General features: G+C 51.0%; 14 protein-coding genes and 1 riboswitch. Of the genes, 4 read left to right on the forward strand and 10 right to left on the reverse strand.

Annotated elements, in window-relative coordinates; genetic code table 11:
- The first annotated feature begins 71 nt into the window (after positions 1–71).
- Entirely contained in the window at positions 72–1,985 is a 1,914-nt protein-coding gene (locus tag HZ996_00890; GenBank protein QTN37747.1) for a TonB-dependent receptor, read from the forward strand.
- Here the strand turns inward: HZ996_00890 and HZ996_00895 are convergent.
- Genes HZ996_00895 through rsgA form a run of 4 tightly spaced genes read right to left on the reverse strand, consistent with a single transcriptional unit; the run spans position 1,979 to position 3,995 of the window.
- Positions 1,979–2,278, reverse strand: coding sequence for a hypothetical protein (locus HZ996_00895; protein ID QTN37748.1), 300 nt, complete (start codon positions 2,276–2,278; stop codon positions 1,979–1,981). The genes HZ996_00890 and HZ996_00895 overlap by 7 nt on opposite strands.
- The gene (locus HZ996_00900) at positions 2,275–2,604 is read right to left on the reverse strand and encodes a nucleotide pyrophosphohydrolase (GenBank protein QTN37749.1); all 330 of its coding nucleotides are present in this window, start codon (positions 2,602–2,604) and stop codon (positions 2,275–2,277) included. Before HZ996_00900 ends, HZ996_00895 begins: the two co-directional genes overlap by 4 nt.
- Positions 2,604–3,050 (reverse strand): D-tyrosyl-tRNA(Tyr) deacylase, encoded by a 447-nt coding sequence (locus tag HZ996_00905; protein QTN37750.1) that lies wholly within the window; start codon positions 3,048–3,050, stop codon positions 2,604–2,606. Before HZ996_00905 ends, HZ996_00900 begins: the two co-directional genes overlap by 1 nt.
- On the reverse strand, positions 3,051–3,995 hold the full coding sequence (gene rsgA, locus HZ996_00910; GenBank protein QTN37751.1) for a ribosome small subunit-dependent GTPase A: 945 nt from the start codon (positions 3,993–3,995) through the stop codon (positions 3,051–3,053).
- Positions 3,996–4,022: 27 nt separating this feature from the next.
- Here rsgA and gldA point away from each other — a divergent pair, with 27 nt between their 5' ends.
- A complete protein-coding gene (gldA, locus tag HZ996_00915; GenBank protein QTN37752.1) occupies positions 4,023–4,922 on the forward strand; it encodes a gliding motility-associated ABC transporter ATP-binding subunit GldA in 900 nt (299 codons plus the stop codon).
- 4 nt (positions 4,923–4,926) lie between these two features.
- Here gldA and HZ996_00920 read toward each other — a convergent pair whose 3' ends face one another.
- On the reverse strand, positions 4,927–6,555 hold the full coding sequence (locus HZ996_00920; protein ID QTN37753.1) for a T9SS type A sorting domain-containing protein: 1,629 nt from the start codon (positions 6,553–6,555) through the stop codon (positions 4,927–4,929).
- 97 nt (positions 6,556–6,652) lie between these two features.
- Positions 6,653–8,233 (reverse strand): T9SS type A sorting domain-containing protein, encoded by a 1,581-nt coding sequence (locus tag HZ996_00925; protein QTN37754.1) that lies wholly within the window; start codon positions 8,231–8,233, stop codon positions 6,653–6,655.
- Between the two features lie 114 nt (positions 8,234–8,347).
- Here HZ996_00925 and HZ996_00930 point away from each other — a divergent pair, with 114 nt between their 5' ends.
- Positions 8,348–9,589: a T9SS type A sorting domain-containing protein gene (locus HZ996_00930; GenBank protein ID QTN37755.1), complete on the forward strand. Its 1,242-nt coding sequence runs from the start codon at positions 8,348–8,350 to the stop codon at positions 9,587–9,589.
- Here HZ996_00930 and HZ996_00935 read toward each other — a convergent pair.
- From HZ996_00935 to HZ996_00950, 4 genes are all read right to left on the reverse strand, one after another.
- On the reverse strand, positions 9,579–11,312 hold the full coding sequence (locus tag HZ996_00935) for a T9SS type A sorting domain-containing protein (protein ID QTN37756.1): 1,734 nt from the start codon (positions 11,310–11,312) through the stop codon (positions 9,579–9,581). The two genes, HZ996_00930 and HZ996_00935, sit on opposite strands and share 11 nt — an antisense overlap.
- A 333-nt stretch (positions 11,313–11,645) precedes the next feature.
- On the reverse strand, positions 11,646–12,599 hold the full coding sequence (metF, locus tag HZ996_00940) for a methylenetetrahydrofolate reductase [NAD(P)H] (protein ID QTN37757.1): 954 nt from the start codon (positions 12,597–12,599) through the stop codon (positions 11,646–11,648).
- Between the two features lies 1 nt (position 12,600).
- Complete coding sequence (gene metH / locus HZ996_00945) at positions 12,601–15,273, reverse strand: methionine synthase (protein QTN37758.1); 2,673 nt, start codon at positions 15,271–15,273, stop codon at positions 12,601–12,603.
- Entirely contained in the window at positions 15,270–16,271 is a 1,002-nt protein-coding gene (locus tag HZ996_00950; protein ID QTN37759.1) for a homocysteine S-methyltransferase family protein, read from the reverse strand. The genes metH and HZ996_00950 overlap by 4 nt, the downstream gene beginning before the upstream one ends.
- A gap of 61 nt (positions 16,272–16,332) precedes the next feature.
- A riboswitch (SAM riboswitch) is annotated at positions 16,333–16,431 on the reverse strand.
- 253 nt (positions 16,432–16,684) lie between these two features.
- On the opposite strand from HZ996_00950, the gene HZ996_00955 reads away from it, so the two are divergent.
- Positions 16,685–17,947, forward strand: coding sequence for a methionine adenosyltransferase (locus tag HZ996_00955; GenBank protein QTN37760.1), 1,263 nt, complete (start codon positions 16,685–16,687; stop codon positions 17,945–17,947).
- The last annotated feature ends 52 nt before the right edge of the window (positions 17,948–17,999 follow it).

The raw sequence follows: 17,999 nt of genomic DNA on the forward strand, positions 1-17,999 counted from the left end.
GCGGAAGCTTTTTGCCTCTATTTTGTCAGTTTAGTCAGGCTTACTATGTTTGCCCGCTGATTCAAATCGCTATGAAAAAGACCCTCCTCTCCTTAGCTTTGGCCTCCACCCTAGCCATCCAAGCACAAGAAGCCGATACCAGCCGATACGACTTACCTGAAGTCGTCTTGACGGCCTCCAAAATAGACCTTGATGAAAAGGAAGTCGCACGCCACCTCATCCGTGTAAGTGGTGAGGAACTGCGGAGTAATTCCATTAGCTTCAACGAAGGACTCGAGCACTTGGGGAGTATTGATGTGCGTCAACGAAGCCCCTTCGACGTCCAAGCAGACCTAGGCATCCGAGGCGGAACTTTTGATCAAAGCCTCATCTTAATCGACGGAATTCCCTTGATGGATCCCCAAACCGGCCACCACAACCTCAACCTCCCACTTCCGCTCGATCAAGTGGAGCGCGTGGAAATCTTGACTGGAGGAAGTCGATTCTTTGGTCCTCAGGCCTTTTCGGGCGCCGTGAACCTCATCACCAACAGCAAGCGAGGCAATTACACCAACCTGCGCTTCACAGGAGGGCAGTACGCTTTGGTTTCCGGAGGATTCGATCAAGGCGTCGCCTTTGGAGACAATCAACTCATCTTGAGCTACACCGGCACGCGGTCCGATGGCTTTACCGACAACACCGACTTCACCAACCAGCAGGTCAGCGCCAAGTTCTTGATGCCGACCAAGAGCGGAGAGCTCGCCGTTCAAGGGGGTTGGAACGGAAAAGCCTTTGGGGCCAGCACCTTTTACAGCGTCAATTTCCCGAACCAATTCGAACAGACCCAAAGCCTCTTTGGAGCCGTGCGCTACCGCACTCAAGTGGGGAATTGGAACATGCGCGGATACGCGATGGTGCGTCGTCACTTCGACCGTTTCGAGCTTTTCCGTGAGAGCTTTGAAGACATCGACGTGCCGTCCTGGTACACCAAACACAATTACCACAGAACGGACGTGATTGGCGGCGAATGGGCCGCAACCTATGACTACGGCAACGGTCAAAAGACCAATATTGCCTTGAATGGACGGACGGAGAACATCGTCTCCAACAACCTTGGGGATTCACTAGCCGATCCTATCGAAGTCCCTGAAGGCGACGAGTTCTACTACCTCGGACGCCAGCGTCAAAACTACAGCCTCAACCTGGAGCACCACATTACGACAGGAAACTGGAGCATCACTGGAGGGGCGCTTTTCAATCAGCACAGCGACTTTGGCTTCGACCTCCTTCCAGGAATTGACATTGCCTATTCCTTGAACGACAAGCACCGCCTATTCACCGGAGCCAATCGCTCCTTCCGAACACCCACCTACACAGATCTATACTACCGATTAGGAGGGGCTCAAGGAAGCGCGGACCTCCGTCCGGAATACGCTTGGAACTACGAACTGGGGTGGGCCGGACGCATTGGAAAGGATCGACCCATTGACCTAAAGGCCGTGGTTTTCTACCGCCAAGGGACGGATCTGATCGATTGGATCTTCTACAGCGCAGACAGCATTGTGGCGGCCAACCTCACGGAAATCGACCTCTACGGACTCGAAATCGAAGGTCTTTGGCGCGGCGCTGCGGATGCCTTCCTTCGCGAGGTACGCTTGAGCTACACCTTCATGGACGGAGACAAAGCTGACGGCATCAACTCTCTGTACGTACTGGATAACCTGCGTCACAAAATCGGTTTGGGCATCGAGCACAAGCTGGTTTGGCGCCTCACGGCGCGATGGGATGCCAGCCTCCAAGACCGCGCTTGGTCGCAAGACTTAACCGGTTCGGAAATTGAGAATCCAGTGACCCTGCTGAATCTACGGATCAACGCAGATCTGGGCGCACTCAATGCCTACGTTGCCGCAAGCAATCTGCTCGATCAGACCTACGAAGACCGTTTGGGCGTACCACAACCGGGCATTTGGATTTACGGGGGAGCAACCTTCTCGATCGATTACTGATCTCCGCGTGTCAAACGCTTATAGCGGCGTTCAGACATGGACCAGTTGAACATGCCGTAGGACAAACCTGCGGCTAGGTAAATCAGGATGGTGATTCCCACCTTAGTGGTGTCTCCTGAAGCCAGGTTTTCAAAGAAGGGGTCTGGAAAGGAAAGGAATCGCGTCAACACGGCCATCAAGATGATGTAGAACAAAAGGAAGGTACCGCCCTGAATGAAGATACCTCTCCAACGCCCCTTCGCGCGGAACTGACTCCACCGCTCCATCCACTGACGTTCTTTCTCGCTGATCATTTCAGTTTCTCATTGTTGTGGTGGCGATCGTGGTCGCGCTTCGTCTTCTTATCCATTCGGCGATCAAAGGCCGCTTGGAGGTCTACCCCAGTCTGGTTGGCCAAACAAACAGTCACAAAAAGAACGTCGGCGAGTTCCTCTCCCAAGTCCTTGGATTTATCGCTTTCCTTCTCGCTTTGTTCCCCATAACGGCGGGCGATGATGCGGGCCACTTCCCCTACTTCTTCGCTCAACTGGGCCATGTTGGTAAGCTCATTGAAGTAGCGCACTCCGTGATCCTTGATCCACGCGTCTACCTCTTCCTGAATTTCTGTGATTCCTGCCATTATTCTTTGTTCTTGGTATCCAAAACGAGGGTTACCGGACCATCGTTCACCAGTTCTACTTGCATGTTTGCGCCAAAGGTGCCGGTTTCAACCGGAACGTACTTCCCGAGTTCCGCAACAAAGGCTTCGTACAGCGGGATGGCCTGTTCGGTTCGCGCAGCTTTGATGAAACTCGGTCGCTTACCCTTTTTATACTTGGCGTGCAGGGTGAATTGACTGACCACGAGGGCTGCACCATCCACGTCTACAACACTCAAATTCATCAGTCCTTCGGCGTCCGAAAAAATACGCAGCTCGCTCGTCTTACGAGCCAACCATTCCACGTCCTCTTGACCATCTTCCTGCTCAATACCGAGTAGAATCATTAGGCCATGATCAATAGATCCATCGACCCGATCATCGATTCGGACTTCGGCCCTTGAAACACGTTGAAGGATTGCGCGCATTTACTTGTATTCATCCTCCCGATAAGGAGAAGACTCTTCGTCACCATTGACCAAGCTAAGGTAGCTTCGATAGCGGGAATAAGCAATTTCACCGGCTTCCACCGCGTCCTTGATGGCGCACTTGGGTTCGTCCATATGCAAGCAATTATTGAACTTGCACTCGTGCTTGATGGCGAACATCTCCGGGAAGTAATCCGTGATCTCGTATTTATCCATATCGACCACGCCGAAGCCTTTGATTCCGGGCGTATCAATAATGTATCCACCTCCAGCCAAAGGAAACATCTCCGCGAAGGTGGTCGTGTGCTGCCCCACTTCAAAGGCCCCAGAAATTTCGGTCGTCCTCAAATCCAGGGCCGGGTCCACCTGATTGATGAGCGTGCTTTTGCCCACTCCGCTGTTCCCCGAAACTAAGGTAACCTGTCCTTCGAGAACAGTTCTTAGCTCATCGATTCCGCGACCTTTCGTGGCCACCGTCCCGAGAACCGTGTACCCAATATCCTCATAGAGGGCCATCAGATGAGCCAGCTCTTGGACCTCTTCATCATCCAGCAGATCGATTTTATTGAAGACCAGTACAGCCGGAATATCATAAGCCTCGGCCGTCACCAAAAACCGGTCGATAAAAGCCGTATACGTTTTGGGGTAATTCAAGGTGACCACCAGAAGCGCCTGATCAATATTGGCGGCCAGAACATGGGTACGCTTAGACAGATTCACACTCTTGCGCACGATGTAATTGTGCCGGTCGTGTATGGCGCTGATCACACCCGTTTCTAAGCCCTCCTCACGATCGATCGTGACCCAGTCACCTACTGCTACCGGATTGGTGCTTTTAATGCCTTGAGTGCGGAATTTTCCTTTAATGCGCGCCTCGATCGAAGACCCATCTTCGAGGTCAACCGAGTACCAACTCCCCGTACTTTTGGTCACGCGCCCTTTCATGGCGGCAAGTTAGCTATATTTACGGCCATGAGCATTGAGGTTAAAGAAGTCAGCAAGGTGTACGGCGAGCAAAAAGCGCTCGACCAAGTGTCTTTTTCCATCGGTACCGGCGAGATTGTCGGATTCCTCGGGCCCAACGGTGCCGGGAAATCTACCATGATGAAGATCATCACTTGCTACCTACCTCAAAGTGGAGGGCAAGTCACGGTCAACGGTTTTGACGTGGCCACAGAGTCCATAAAGGTGCGCGAGCAAGTCGGTTACTTGCCCGAGCACAACCCCTTGTACCTGGATATGTACGTGCGTGAGTTTTTGACTTTTGCGGCCGGTATTTCGGGCGCTGAGACCCTACGGGTCGATGAAATGATCGAACGCACGGGCCTCACTCCGGAAAAGCACAAGAAAATCTCCGCGCTCTCCAAAGGGTACCGTCAACGCGTGGGCTTAGCTCAGGCTTTAATTCACGACCCCAAGGTGCTCATTCTGGATGAGCCCACCACTGGACTCGATCCCAACCAGATCGTCGAGATTCGGAACCTCATCAAAGAAATTGCTCAAGACAAGACGATCATGCTCTCGACCCACATCATGCAGGAAGTCGAGGCCATCTGCGACCGTGTGATCATCATCAATAAGGGTAAAATTGTCGCCGACAAGCCCACGTCAGAATTGGCCGGCCTCACCTCCAAACGCCAGCTCGTTCGCGTGGAGTTTGAAGGGAAGGTCGACACAGCGGCGCTCAAGCGCCTCAGCGGTATAGAAAGCATGCGCGAACTGAAAAAAAATACCTTCGAGGTAGAGTCCGGAAGCGGTCAAGACCTCCGAAAATCCCTGTTCCAGTTCGCCGTAGAACAGGACACCACCATTCTGGAAATCACCCAGGAAAGCAAGTCCCTGGAACAGGTGTTCCAGGAACTCACCAAGTAAGAACTTACTGCTTTACCAAGGGCTTCGTAGCGTAGAGTCCCTGTCCACTGACCTCGAACAGGTAACTTCCTGCAGCCAAATTTTCTAAATCCAAGGTAAAGACCGGTACATCGGATCGGCCTTCACGGATGAGCTGTCCACTCAGGTCGTAGAGCTTCCACTCCACTTCCACCGGAGCCTGAATCTGAACGTGTAGTTCATTGTGCACCGGATTCGGGAACAGACTAAACTCAACTTCCGCCTCGTCAGCAAGGCCGATGGTGCTGCTGCACGAAAAGGACTGAACGTCAAACCAATCCCTCACTGAATCGGCCACCTGAACCAGACGAGAGGTTCCGATGCCTTCGTCGGTAGCAAAAACATAGGCCAAGTCAATTCCGAAATGGTCACCGATGTCTAGGTCCATAGGACCGATATTCATCAGGGCACGGCGCTCACCTGCCGTATTCCCAGCCGTAGACTCGGACCAGGTTCCGCCTGGCCAAGCAGGATCTGTGTTTCCAGGATAAAGAAAGTTCGTTGTGGGCCCAGTACCCCCGGTAGGCGCATGGCCATTACCCCCATTCCGGGTCAAAGGCGTGCCGTCGGCCCAGTGCGCCGTGAGGCAGTTGTAGTATTCAAATAAGCTACTTGGAATACCAAGAGCACCATTACTTCCATCAAAGGCCATGGCTGAAGAGAAACCCAATTGCTCACCTGGCTCGTCGATGATGCCGTCGTGGTCGTTGTCTACACCGTCTTGCAATGGGGCTTCTGGAGCTCCCAAAAGCAGCACTCCTTGAGCAGGAGGCTGGGTTCCGTAACCGCCTTGATCATTTCCATCGCCATTTTGACCGTAAACTAAATTACGGGCAACATCGCATGCGAAGAAATCATCGTCCCAAATGCCAATATCAAAGTCCACGTAATGCCCCATGTAGACGCCGGAAAACCCATTGGTTCCTCTAGAGTATACTTCGGTATGACTGAAAACAATGGAGTCTAAGAATTCCGCACCCGGTACAGGGGCGAATTGATAGAGCATCGTGTGGACTTCCACATCCATGTCCAAACCGTTTCCAATTTGAACCTCTCTCTGGTCACTGTAAATGGCATAGACCGCTTGATCGCCGCGAATGCAGGGAAAATCGCCTTGGAGTGGTTCGTAGATTCCGTTTCCGTTGACATCAAAATAAGGAGCCAGTTGGGCCGCTTCTCCATTGCTCACATCGCCATTTCCTGGCCAGGTGAGGATGTCTTGAGGAATGACGTAGTTCGGATCTTGAAATTGAGCCTGATGTGTCAAGACATCTTGCTGTGAGATCCTCCAGACTTTGCTGTAGCTAGCATCGAGCTGACCGGTAGAATTAACCGGGCCTTGGCGAAAATCCCATCCTGTTTGTCGGTAGGTTTGCGCTGCCAAGTGCAATGAACCTCCTTGGTCAAAACCGCCAATCCACCATTCTCCGGCAAATAGGGTCGATAAGCCCGATCCTTTCGGTACCTCGTGTTGGCTGAAGGCTCCATTCCAAAAATGGCTGCCATCCGCGTTGATTCCCATTCGGACGCTGTTGGTATCCACGGACTGAAACGACTGTCCGGATACCTGGAGCGCAAGTCCGATGACCGCTCCTGTGAGTAAGGTTAATTTCATGGTACTGATCTTTCCATTCAAATTAGAAAGACCCTAGCGCCAGTGAAAATTCAATTCTTAGATTAAATCACAAATCTGGAAGCCTCTGATTATCAGACTACTGTTTGATAATTCGCTCAGTAGCACTCCAACTATCGCTTTGGAGACGCAAGAAATAAAGCCCAGAGGAAACGGCCTGAAGATCGACCTGAAGCTGAACCTCATCCAAAAGGCCCTCTTGAAGGATTCGTCCATCGGTGGTGATGAGCTGCCATCTTCCTTGAACTTGTCGGTCAAACTGAAGGTGGACCTGATTGGAGGTCGGATTCGGGAAGACGCGATAATCGGGCTGTAGATCGTCGATTCCAATGGTCTGACTGGAGCAGGTGTAGTTTTGTTGCGCCCACCAGGAGTCCACTTGATCGGACAAAAATTGAATGCGCTGAACACCCCCGGCAGGGCCAAAGAACTGCTTTCGACCGAAGAGGTAGACGTAGTCAAATTCCAATCGATCACCGGCGTTTAAGTCGAATGGACCAATAGAGCCCATGGCTCGGCGTTGCCCTGGATTTTGGGCGGCGCTCCATTCTTCCCAAGAGGGAGTCGGATGATTCGGGTCCGTTCCAGCCGAATACATGAAGTTGCAGTCGGGTCCGGGTCCGCCACCGACATGACCATTGTTGTTGTTGAAGACCAAGTGCGTCGAATCCTTCCATCGAGCCGTGAGGCTCTGATAATAATGCTCATCAAAAAGAGGGAGTCCGGTCGCCGTGGTCAAGTCCGTGTAGAACATGGTGGCGTGCAGGCCTTGGCCGGTGGGGTCATTGAGCACGTGGACACCTTGTGCGGGAGGATCGACGCCGTAGTCGGCATCTACCCCATTGCCGTTAAAGGCATAGAAGAGGTCTCGAGGGACATCGGTTCCGAGGTAATCATCGTAGAACTGGCCAATGTCAAAGTCGATGTAGTGGCCGAGGTAGACGTCGGTGAAATCCTGAAATCCTCGGGCGTGAACCACCGTATGGTTGAAAATGGTGGAGTCCAAATAATCATGCCCGGGTACGGCTGTGTAGGCATAGAGCATGGTGTGAAACTCCACAATGAGATCGGTTCCGATTCCCGGACCGGCGGCTTCGTCCAGCTGATCGGAATAAATGGCATAGACGGCTTCATCGCCGCGAATGCATGGGGTCTCACCGAAATTGGGCTCGTAGACCCCATTGGCATTGAGGTCATCATAAGGCGCAAGTTGCCAGGCCTCGCCTTTTAGGGTGTCGCCGTTACCGGGCCAGTCGAGAATATCTGGTGGAGCTATGTAGCCAGGTTGGTTGTAGTTGGCTTGGTGGCTGAGAATTTCGCCTCGAGAAACGCGCCAAACTCGGTTGTATTGGGGTTCGGTAATGGCGTCGTTGTTGACCGGTCCTGGGCGAAAGTCGCCAGTGACTGCCGGGCTAATTTCAGCGGCGACGTGAAGGTCGTTGTTCGCGTTCCAGCCACCAATCCAGAATTGACCAAAGCGAATGGTGGAGTTTCCCGAGCCCTTGGGAATCCAATAAGAGCTGTTGAATTGACCGTCCATGAAGTGGATACCACTGGCTTCAAGGCCAACGGAGACTTGGTTGGTGTCGATGGATTTAAAGACCTGGGCATTTGAGCCGAAGGGCAGTAGAAGAATCGAAAGGAGGAGTAGGCGGCACATGGGAGTTAAGGTAGGGGTTCTCTAAGATATACGAGAAAGTGGGCGGTGTGGTTGGAAGGAGGGCATCGCGCCGTAGGCGCATAATTCTTCAAAAAGAATTCTTAATTTCAAATAATGAAACAACTCAGCCTCCTTTGTTTCCTGATTGTGTCATTCACCACCTTTGCACAAATCTGGACGCCAATCTCTACCGGTTCGAATTACGATCTTAATTCGCGGTTCAAATCTCCCGTAGGTGAGCTCATTTATGTGCACCCAGTGGGGAATATCTCTTCAATCCGTGGAACCGTAAGGTCTTGGTATCCTTATTCATCATTTATTGTTCATCCTAACACGAACCATCCTGGCATCGCCGAACACAGTTTTGGCACCGAATGGTTTGGAGTAGAATACGGGGATGGGAAGTTGCTGCTGTCCACGGATAATTTCATTTCCTGGAATCCCATTGCCTACTTTGATCGAATCCGAGATGTGGCCTCACCGGATAGTGGGATTGTGGTTGTTCTTCAGAATAATGATCTATATCGATCTGAGGACTATGGAGGAACTTGGGACACCATTTCATTACCCGGAGGATTCAGTTACCAAGTTCACTTTGTCAACGATCAAGTAGGTTATGCCCTAATCGAAGATTCCGGGTGGACCATTTACAGAAGTTCAGATGCCGGAATAACGTGGAATCGCAGGTATAATCATACAGATGGGATAACGAATTTTGGTCAGTTGCTGCAGTACAATTTGGTTGTCGAGTCGCAGGATGAGGTCATTTTTGTGATAGATAGAAGTAAAGTCTTTAAATCCACGAATCAGGGTGTTTCCTTTCAAGAATTATCAGTCTCAGAAGATCTTAGCTTCCATGAGGACTTGGCTGTTTGGAACGTGGATACTTTCGCTGTTGCGGGAAGGTATGGTCTAGATTTATCCCTGGACGGAGGCCAATCTTTTACAACTCTTTTGGTACCTCAACATATTGGGTTTCGAATAAAGACAGCCCATTTTATGGGCCCGCGAAAAATCCTATTAACCGGGGAGATTTTCGGTTCTAGTGGTGGAAGTCCTTCGACAAATATGATGCTACTGGATCTAAACAATTTGATTGGCATATCCGAGTGGAAAAGTGCTGAGGGTCAACTGTATCCAAATCCAAGTCAGGGTGAGGTTCATCTGAAGCTCGACGAGCCAATGCGTCAATGCGAGTTCGTTGTGTACGATCTACAAGGACGAGTGATTCTTGAAGATCGCTTTGATGAGGTGGAGTCCTTGGATCTCCATCTAAATATACCCTCAGGTGTATATGTGATGACCATCTACGGTGATCACCAATACCTTTCTAGATCCTTCGAAATCATTCGATAAGGACCTTATGGGCCCCTTGGAAGTCTTCATTGTAAATAGAGAGCACGTATAGCCCAGGTGAGAAATCTTCCACATTCAAGGAGAATTTCGCATGCTCACTGATTCCCTGTCTCAAAACACGTCCTTGGAAGTCATGAATCGTCCAACTATACGCTACATCAGGTCCATCAAGCTCTATGTTTAGGCGGCCTTTGGTCGGATTGGGGTAAACTCTTGATGTTCTATGCTGGGAATTCAATGAAAGAGATGCGTAACAACTGGGGGTAGAGTGATTGTTCTCCCACCATTGACTCAAGGCGTCTGCCCGTGTTTTGAGTTTAGGAATACCGGTAAACTGATCTCCTGCCTCTGGCCAAGAGAAGTGAAAAGCGAAATAGAGGGTCTTTTTTTCTCCCGGAGCTAGATCTAAGGGCCCAACATTCATGAATCCACGTTTTCTAATTGGTACAAATCCGGCTGATTCCTCTGACCATTCATCCGTAAAATCAGGATGTGATACTCGCGGGAAATAATATTTCGTAGTTGGATCAAAAGAAGAACCATCGATCCCATTACCAGCATGGATCATGCGCCGACCATCCCTCCATCGTGCTTTTGAGAAATGATGCCAATGACTAAGCGTATTGGGTTCCCCTCCAACACCTACGCCATAGTAGAGAATGACAGATTCAACACCATAGCGTTCACCCACTTCATCCACGATCCCATCTTGATCATCATCTACCTGATTATTTACAGGAGCAGGAGGACCCTCCATTAGTTGAATGGCCGATACTTGAGGCGCTCTTCCCTGTAGCGCTAGCGTATCGTCAGAGCAACCGCCATTTGTATATCCATTACAGTCGTAGAATATTGCCAGTTTTCGAGGCACATCATATTCAAATCGGTCCGCTCCATTGACAAACCCCAACTCTGCATGAAACCATAGCATTGCTCTTAAGTCAAGGATTGAATCTGATCGCTTGTTTTGGATTGTTTGGCGCAAGAAAATCACGGAATCCATAAGTCCCCCATAGCTCCCTTCCTCATAGGCGAAAAGCAGGTTATGAATTTCCAAACCCACCTTTGCCCCCTCATCAGATCCAGGGCCTTGGCCTATGAAACTGGATGGAAGACCATCATTGTATATGGCCAATACAGCCATATCGCCTTCAACACAAGGAGCTTCTCCTAAACTTGGCTCGTATGCTCCATTTCCGTTCGAATCGGTAAACGGCGCCACTAAATACGATTGGCCAAATTGAGGCTGACCGTGGGCTGGCCACTCTTGGATGCTATTTGGAATCTGATATCCAGGACTACCCGCGTTCTGGACGTGAAAGTCAATCTCCTGTGAAGTGGTTTTATAGGTTTTATTCCACAGAGAGATATTTCCAATCCCGCTAGACGTATAAGGCCCCGGACTAAAGTCTGTATCTGTATCGTAATTGCGCGCTGAAAGCAAAGAATCACCCTGCTGGGAAATACCTGTGTAATTAAATGCAGCTCCATAAAACGAGCTGAAACCGGATGGCCCAGCGAAAATGGAAGTATCGATAACACTCGCGTAGTCGCGCGGAATGATGGAGATTCCACCGAGAAATTCTGAAAAGAGATTTCCTTCGGAGTCGATGGTGCCGACATATTGGTTAATGTCGACCGTATCTTGATCGTAGCCTGGCGTTTGGCCAGAAGCGACGGAGATTCCCATCAGGGAAAAAGTGAATATGAGAAGTCGTTTCATGGAGACATAGGTGTAGGCGAAAAATAGGAAAAATGCAGGCATCGCGCCATAGGCGCATAAAAAAACCCCGAGCATTCGGGGTTTCCATGTTGAGCTGCAAAAGATTTAGAGGGTAGTTAACCGCTGATCTTTGGTTCTGTTGTTGGAGAAGGTCGCTGCAAACGCGAAGAATCCAGGATAGGGAATGCGCACGAGCGCCCGAAAAATAATGGCTTCTAAGTTCATAGTACTGATTTTTAAGTTATTAACCCAGACTCAATTTATCAGAACTAAAAATCAATCGCAAACAGACTTGTAGCGATAAATCACAAATTCGGCGTGCGTTGGGTCCGTTTAGAAGACCTGCTTGGCGATTTGTGCAATGTTATCGGGCTTGCCCATGGTGTAGAAATGGAGGACAGGAGCTCCTCGCTCAATCAATTCCTTACACTGTTCCACGGCCCACTCAATCCCCACCTGACGAACCTCCGCATTATTCTTGGCCTTGAGGGCCGCATCCGCGAGGTCTTCGGGAATATCAATGTGAAAACGCTGGGGAAGCAGGCTCAATTGACGGGCGGTCGCCAGTGGCTTTAAACCTGGAATAATGGGAATATCAATGCCCTCGCTGCGACAAAGGTCCACGAAGTCGAAGTACTTCTGGTTGTCGAAGAACATCTGTGTAACGATAAATTCAGCGCCCAGTTCCACTTTCTTTTTCAACCACTTCAAATCGTTTTTCATGTTGGGGGCCTCGAAGTGCTTTTCGGGGTAACCGGCCACTCCCGCGCAAAACGAAGTCGGCTGCGCATTGCGCAATTCGTCCTCCAAATAGCGGCCCTGATTCATGTCCATGACCTGAGCCAGGAGCTCAGAGGCATACTGGTGCCCGTCTTGTTCTGCCTTAAAATAGGTTTCGGTTTTGATGGGGTCTCCCCGAAGAACCAAGACATTGTCGATGCCCAAAAAGTGCAAGTCAATCAATGCGTTTTCGGTTTCCTCTTGGTTGAAGCCACCGCAAATGAGGTGCGGTACGGCATCCACCTGATACTTGTTCTGGATGGCTGCACAAATGGCCACTGTACCGGGACGTTTGCGGGTCACTCGGCGTTCCAACAACCCGTTCCCCCGATCGCGAAAGACAAATTCCTCGCGGTGGTAGGTCACATCGATAAAGGGCGGATTAAACTCCATCAAGGGGTCTATGGCCCCGAAAATACCATCGATGGTTTCCCCCTTCAATGGAGGAAGAATTTCAAAGGAAAAAAGGGTGCCCTTATTCTGGGCGATATGTTCGGTAATCTTCATTTCAGTATCCCAAATTTGAACTCAAATAACGCTCGGCTTCGTCTTGTGAAACCCCGCGCCGTGTGGCATAATCCGCCACTTGATCTTCCTTAATACGTCCCAGTCCAAAGTACTTGGCCTTCGGATGGGCAAAATAGTACCCACTCACACTCGCGGCGGGGTACATAGCTAGGTTTTCCGTCAGCGACACGCCTGTATTGGCCTCGGCATCCAACAAACGGAAAAGTGTTTTTTTCTCCTGGTGATCGGGGCAAGCCGGATATCCGGGTGCGGGACGAATCCCCTGATAGCGCTCCTTGATCAATTCCTCGTTGTTGAGGGTTTCCTCGTTCGCATAACCCCAGAAATCTCGTCGAACTTTCTGGTGCATCAGCTCCGCAAAAGCTTCGGCCAAACGGTCCGCCAAGGCCTTGACCATGATGGAATGGTAATCGTCGTGATCGGCTTCGTAGGCCTCCAAAAGCGGTTCAATGCCATGCCCCGCCGTGACCACAAATCCTCCGACATAGTCCTCTAAGCCGGTGTCCTTAGGGGCTACAAAATCCGCGAGGGCATAGTTGGGTTGCCCCTTCGCCTTCTGCGTTTGCTGACGCAAGGTGAGCAACACCTCCTGCGCCTCACGGCGCGATGCATCACCGTACACCTCTATATCATCACCCACCGCGTTCGCTGGCCAAAGACCAACTGCAGCCTTAGCGGTCAATCGCTTGTTCACGATCAAGTCCTCTAATAGGTTACGCGCTTCTTCATAGAGCTTTGTGGCTTCCACGCCAACCACCTCATCGTCCAGAATGGCCGGGAACTTTCCATACAACTCCCAGGTCTGGAAGAAGGGCGTCCAATCAATGTACTGAGCAATCTCCCTCAGATCATAGTCCTCAAAAACCTGCACCCCAGTTTTGCGCGGGGTGTAGACGTCTTCCGCCTTCCAATCGATGGCCGTTCTATTGGCCCGTGCAGCTTCCAAGGTGGCGTATCGCTTTTCGCGATTGCGTTCCCAGTAGCCCTCTCTTAGACGCGTGTACTCATCGGTCAGGTCGGCCCAGTAGTCGTCCTTGGCGTTCTTGTTCAAGAGCTTTCCCGCGACGTTGACGGCTCTTGAGGCATCCAGAACGTGTACCACGGGCTCTTCCCGCTCCGGTACAATCTTCACCGCTGTATGCGCTCTACTCGTGGTCGCTCCACCAATGAGCAAGGGTTGGTTCAAGCCTTGACGCTTCATCTCTTTGGCCACATAAACCATCTCGTCCAAAGACGGGGTAATGAGTCCACTGAGGCCCACAATATCCACCTCGTGCTCAACGGCCGCTTCCAATATTTTCTCCGGGGCCACCATAACCCCTAAATCCACGACTTCATAGTTGTTGCAGGCCAGGACCACACTGACAATGTTTTTTCCGATGTCGTGCACGTCCCCTTTGACCGTGGCCAACAAAATCTTCCCTGCTTTGCGCCCGGCCGTTTCTTTTTCCTCCTCTAGGTAAGGCAGCAAATAAGCCACAGCCTTCTTCATCACCCGAGCGCTCTTCACGACCTGAGGTAAGAACATCTTTCCCGAGCCAAACAAGTCTCCCACAACATTCATCCCCGCCATCAAAGGTCCCTCGATGACTTCCAAGGGCTTGTCCAATGCTTGACGGGCCTCTTCGACGTCTTCATCGATGAATTCAACAATTCCCTTGATTAAGGCGTGCTCCAATCGCTCGGCATAGGAGCCTTCTCTCCAGCGCAGGTCCTTTTCCGCCTTGGCATTCTCGGTACCTCGGTACTTCTCGGCGAGCTCGAGCAGGCGTTCGGTCGCATCGTCCCGACGGTCGAGCAATACATCTTCCACATGATCCAGTAGCTCCTTATCGATCTCATCATAGACCTGCAGCATGGTGGGGTTCACAATCCCCATATTCATCCCATGCTGAATGCCGTGGTACAAGAAAGCACTGTGCATGGCTTCACGGACTGCGGTGTTCCCGCGGAAACTAAAGCTCACATTACTCACCCCTCCACTAACCTGCGCACCCGGCAGGTTCTCACGAATCCACTTGGCCGCTCTGAAGAAGTCAACCGCGTTCTTTCGATGTTCGTCCATTCCCGTGGCCACCGGAAAGATGTTCGGGTCAAAAATGATGTCTTGTGGAGTAAACTTGACCTTGTCCACCAGCACTCGATACGCCCGCTCACAAATGCTGATTCTGCGCTCGTAGGTATCCGCCTGGCCTTGCTCGTCAAAAGCCATGACCACAACCGCGGCACCGTAGCGTTTAATCTTTCTCGCCTGTTCTATGAACTCCTCTTCTCCACCCTTTAGGGAAATGGAATTCACCACTGATTTACCCTGTACGCAACGAAGTCCTGCTTCGATCACATCCCACTTGGAGCTATCGATCATGATAGGTATGCGCGCAATATCCGGTTCGGCAGCCAGAAGGTTCAAGAATTTGGTCATGGCCGCGGCTCCATCAATGAGCCCTTCGTCCATGTTCACATCCAAAATCTGTGCACCACCTTCGACTTGGTCGCGCGCCACCTCAAGCGCTTCATCATACTTGTCCTCCTTAATCAGGCGCAAAAATCGACGAGATCCGGTCACGTTGGTCCGCTCCCCGATGTTGACGAAGTTGCTGTCTGGCCGCACAATGAGCGGCTCCAGTCCGCTTAATTGAAGGTACTGACTCATACGGCAGTGTGTTCGGGGTGATGGGCTCTGGGGCTATACTTCGCCGCAGTTTCGGCAATGACCCGAATATGATCCGGAGTGGTTCCACAGCAACCACCAATCACGTTCACCAAGTTTAACTTTAAGTACTCTTCCACCAATCGCCCCATGGCTTCGGGGCTTTGATCATAATCACCAAAGGCGTTCGGTAAACCCGCATTGGGGTACACACTCACACGGAAGGGAGAGATTCGGCCTAAGGTCTGCACATAGGGGAAAAGCTGTTCCGCGCCAAGGGCACAGTTGAACCCTATTGAAAACAAATCCATGTGGCTCATGCTGACCAAGAAAGCTTCCGGCGTTTGACCACTCAAGGTCCGGCCCGAAGCATCCGTGATGGTTCCCGAAACCATAACAGGTACTCGATTACCTCGGCGCTCAAATTCCTCTTCAATGGCAAACAGGGCCGCTTTGGCATTAAGCGTGTCAAAAATGGTCTCCACCAAAAGAATGTCCGAACCACCATCGAGCAATCCTTTGGCCTGTTCTTGATACTGTTCCCGCAAATCGTCAAAGGTCATCGCTCGATACCCCGGATCATTGACGTCCGGTGAAAGACTGAGCGTCTTGTTGGTCGGACCCATGGCTCCGGCCACAAATCGAGGTCGATCGGTGAATTTGGCACAGGCCTCTTTCGCAAGGGCAGCAGAGGCCCGATTGATCTCGTAGGTGTACTCTTCAGTTCCGTAGTCGCCTTGTGCCACTCGGGTTCCCGAAAAGGTGTTCGTTTCGACCAAGTCCGCCCCTGCTTCGAGGTATTCCTCGTGTATACCCCGAATAATATCGGGCTGGGTAAGGGAAAGTAGGTCGTTGTTTCCTTTTAAATCGCTTGGCCAATCGGCAAACTGTGCTCCCCGGTAATCTGTTTCTTCCAGCTTATGTCGCTGGATCATGGTTCCCATGGCGCCGTCCAATACCAGGATGCGCTCACGGGCTATATCTTCTATCAAATGACTCATGCCTCTGTATTTGAGGCTTATCGAGAAAGTAGTAAGGGATGGGGTGAAGTGTGCTGGACTTCGCTCATCTCTCTCCTTCTTCGGAGTGGGATTTAGCACCCGGCTCTTCCGGGTTGCCAAGACGTCAAAGGGCCCTTCCCTCAGTCTTTCTTGATAAGCAGCCACAAAATACGGGACCAAAGCTTGAATTTCCAAGAAAAATTGAAAATAACTCTGAGCATGGCATTGGGAAGCACTCGAGAATGGATAAAAAGGGTCAAGGTTTTCTCATGAAAGTCTTTATATTTGCCGCCACTATACGGGTGGAAGGATTTGTCTGATTGCAACCACGCTAAAAAATGCTAAAGCAGGTTTTCCCTAGCATTTATCGGACATCCAAGCCACTGCATGAACGCAAAAAGAGCAGTAGGAATATGTCTTATTACTTCACTTCAGAATCTGTGTCCGAAGGGCACCCCGATAAAGTCGCTGACCAAATTAGCGATGCCATTCTCGACCACTTTTTGGCCTTTGACAGTCAGAGCAAAGTAGCCTGTGAAACCTTAGTGACGACTGGTCAAGTAGTCTTGGCTGGAGAGATTAAATCCAACACATATTTGGATGTCCAAAACATCACTCGCGACGTGATCAACCGCATTGGATATACCAAGAGCGAGTATATGTTCGAAGGAAACAGCTGTGGTATTTTCAGCGCACTGCACGAGCAGAGTGCGGACATCAACCAAGGAGTTGATCGCGGTTCTTTGGAAGAGCAAGGAGCAGGCGATCAGGGGATGATGTTCGGTTTCGCAACGAATGAGACTCAGAACTACATGCCTCTGGCACTGGCTTTAAGCCACCTCATCCTAGAGGAGCACGCTGCTTTGCGTCGTGAAGGAGATCAAATCCCCTATTTGCGTCCTGATGCCAAGTCCCAGGTGACCATTGAATACAATGACGACCACCAACCTATTCGCATCAAAGACATTGTGGTCAGTACCCAGCACGACGACTTTGACGAAGAGTCCGCGATGCTTGCGAAAATCAAGGAAGACATCGTCAACATCTTGATCCCTCGCGTTATTGCCAAGTGTGATGCGCGCACCCAAGCTCTATTCAACGACGATATCATCTACCACATCAACCCAACAGGGAAGTTTGTGATTGGAGGACCTCATGGAGATACCGGATTGACGGGCCGTAAGATCATCGTAGACACCTACGGTGGAAAAGGAGCCCACGGTGGTGGAGCCTTTAGCGGTAAAGATCCAAGTAAGGTGGACCGCAGTGCAGCTTACGCAACTCGCCACATCGCCAAAAACTTGGTGGCGGCAGGTGTTGCAGACCAAATCTTGGTTCAGGTGAGCTACGCGATTGGAGTGGTTGAGCCGATGGGCGTCTTTGTCGACACCTATGGAACGGCGAACGTCGACTTGAGCGATGGAGAGATCGCCGCGAAAGTAACTGAGCTCTTCGACCTCCGTCCGGGATTCATCGAAAAGAACTTGAAGTTGCGTCAGCCGATGTACGGTGAGAGTGCGGCGTACGGTCACATGGGACGCACCAATGAGGTGGTCACCAAGACCTTTACTCGCCCCAGTGGGAATGGTCTAGAAACCATTGAACGCGAAGTGGAACTCTTCACTTGGGAGAAGCTGGATCGCGTCGACGACATCAAGGCAGCGTTTGGGCTGTAAGAAACAGCGAACATGAGGCATCGCGCCGTAGGCGCCAAAACCCTACCTTTGC

The sequence above is a fragment of the Cryomorphaceae bacterium genome, from assembly GCA_017798125.1.
Classification (GTDB): domain Bacteria; phylum Bacteroidota; class Bacteroidia; order Flavobacteriales; family ECT2AJA-044; genus ECT2AJA-044.

Coding starts and splice junctions, on each gene's coding strand:
- HZ996_00905 (QTN37750.1), bottom strand. CDS start 3,050: ATGCGCGCAATCCTTCAACGTGTTTCAAGGGCCGAAGTCCGAATCGAT.
- HZ996_00895 (QTN37748.1), bottom strand. CDS start 2,278: ATGATCAGCGAGAAAGAACGTCAGTGGATGGAGCGGTGGAGTCAGTTC.
- HZ996_00935 (QTN37756.1), bottom strand. CDS start 11,312: ATGAAACGACTTCTCATATTCACTTTTTCCCTGATGGGAATCTCCGTC.
- HZ996_00925 (QTN37754.1), bottom strand. CDS start 8,233: ATGTGCCGCCTACTCCTCCTTTCGATTCTTCTACTGCCCTTCGGCTCA.
- HZ996_00930 (QTN37755.1), top strand. CDS start 8,348: ATGAAACAACTCAGCCTCCTTTGTTTCCTGATTGTGTCATTCACCACC.
- rsgA (QTN37751.1), bottom strand. CDS start 3,995: ATGAAAGGGCGCGTGACCAAAAGTACGGGGAGTTGGTACTCGGTTGAC.
- HZ996_00890 (QTN37747.1), top strand. CDS start 72: ATGAAAAAGACCCTCCTCTCCTTAGCTTTGGCCTCCACCCTAGCCATC.
- metH (QTN37758.1), bottom strand. CDS start 15,273: ATGAGTCAGTACCTTCAATTAAGCGGACTGGAGCCGCTCATTGTGCGG.
- HZ996_00900 (QTN37749.1), bottom strand. CDS start 2,604: ATGGCAGGAATCACAGAAATTCAGGAAGAGGTAGACGCGTGGATCAAG.
- HZ996_00950 (QTN37759.1), bottom strand. CDS start 16,271: ATGAGTCATTTGATAGAAGATATAGCCCGTGAGCGCATCCTGGTATTG.
- gldA (QTN37752.1), top strand. CDS start 4,023: ATGAGCATTGAGGTTAAAGAAGTCAGCAAGGTGTACGGCGAGCAAAAA.
- HZ996_00920 (QTN37753.1), bottom strand. CDS start 6,555: ATGAAATTAACCTTACTCACAGGAGCGGTCATCGGACTTGCGCTCCAG.
- HZ996_00955 (QTN37760.1), top strand. CDS start 16,685: ATGTCTTATTACTTCACTTCAGAATCTGTGTCCGAAGGGCACCCCGAT.
- metF (QTN37757.1), bottom strand. CDS start 12,599: ATGAAGATTACCGAACATATCGCCCAGAATAAGGGCACCCTTTTTTCC.